Raw genomic sequence first — 1,589 nt, 5'->3', positions numbered from 1 at the left:
ACACGCTGATGGTGGTTCCAAGCAAACGCCCCGACTTGTTCGGGGCGTTTGCTTTTGTGCTCACAGCAGACGAAAAAAGGCCTTTCAGCCCATCAGCGCCATCATCTGGCGCACGCCCAACACGTTAATTGCTCTTTTCAGGTTGTAGGCGTTCACCGCCAAGGCCATTTCAGCTCTCGCGCCTTCAAGGCGTCGCAGCAAGAAGCGAGCGTTACCAAATAACCACTGTTTAAGGTTGCCGAAGGGATGTTCGACGATGGATCTTCGACTGACCATCATTTCGGGATGCGCCTGCATTCGTTGCTCCATTCGCTCGAAAGCCTGTTCGTGCAGATGGCGCGAGATGTATCGGCGTTGGGCGTCGGTGCACTTCGCTTTAATCGGGCAGCTTGCGCAGTCGCTGACCTGCGCTTGGTAGATCCGGCCTTTGTTGCCGATCTGCTTAAAGATCAGCCATTTTCCGGCAGGGCATTGATATCGATCTTGCGACGCATCGTAGGCAAATGCTGTTCGATCGAAAAACACCTGTTCCTTGCCGCAGGAGTTGAGTGATCGCGCCACAGGTACATAAGCCGTGATGTTCTCATCCTCACATGCCTGGAACTGCTTGCCATTGGAGTAGCCCGCATCCGCGGTGACCGTCAGTTCATCTTGCGAAAGTTGTTCCTTGGCGCCCTTGGCCATCGGTTCAAGTTGCTTGCGATCATCGCTGTCCTGGGTCACTTCATGATGCACGATCATGCAGTTCTCAGCGTCCACGGCTGTCTGCACGTTGTACCCGACCCGAGGCCCTTTGTGCGTTCGCAGCATTCGCGCATCACTTTCGTGGGTATTGAATTGCTCAAGCTCCATGGATTTCATCAGCGCCTGGCACGTCAAGTTATTGGAATGCCTAACTTCAAGTTGCGCCAAAGTCGCCTTGATTGCATTGCGGTCAATCTTCTCGCCAGCTTCGGTTTTATCTGCCTCGTCCAGCTCGGCCAAATAGTGGGCGATGCGCTTCTCCAACTTCTTTTCTTGATGTTGGAGCCGCTTCAAATTCATATGACGCCGTGAAGAGGCGACCGCCTGAAATTTGCTGCCATCAATGGCCACCAACTCGCCGGTTATCAGCCCCGCTGTGCGGCAAAACTGGACGAAGGCCCGGCACGTCGCGATGAAAGCGGCTTTGTTGTCTTTACGGAAATCGGCGATGGTCTTGAAATCAGGCTTGAGTCGATTGATCAGCCACATCACTTCGACGTTGCGCTGGCACTCGGCTTCGAGCCGACGTGATGAGCGAATCCGCTGGAAATAGCCGTAGAGGTAGAGTTTTAGTTGATCGGCTGGATCGTAAGAGGGCCGGCCGGTACTTTTAGGAAGTGCTTTATCAAAGCCCAGTCGCGCCAGATCCAGCTTGGCGACGTAAAGGTCGATAACGCGAACGAGGTGATCCTCGGGGATCAACTCTTCCAGCGAGACCGGAAACAGGCTGGTCTGGCTGCGGGACTGTCCTTGGATGTAGGCCATAACGAAAAATGCTCCGTATCTTTCGATACGAAGCATTTTCTTTGAGTGCCGCGCAGATTGCTAGGTTTTCACACAGCCTG

1 protein-coding gene is annotated in these 1,589 nt (G+C 53.9%); it reads right to left on the bottom strand.

The annotated features are described in order from the left end of the window. Positions 1–84 precede the first annotated feature (84 nt). Positions 85–1,509, bottom strand: coding sequence for an IS1182 family transposase (locus tag PMI26_RS03760; protein ID WP_007979342.1), 1,425 nt, complete (start codon positions 1,507–1,509; stop codon positions 85–87). Positions 1,510–1,589: the final 80 nt, after the last annotated feature.

The organism is Pseudomonas sp. GM33, from assembly GCF_000282295.1.
Lineage (GTDB): Bacteria > Pseudomonadota > Gammaproteobacteria > Pseudomonadales > Pseudomonadaceae > Aquipseudomonas > Aquipseudomonas laurylsulfatiphila.
Note: the sequence above shows the minus strand (reverse complement) of the source record. Positions and strands in the feature narration are given on the sequence as shown.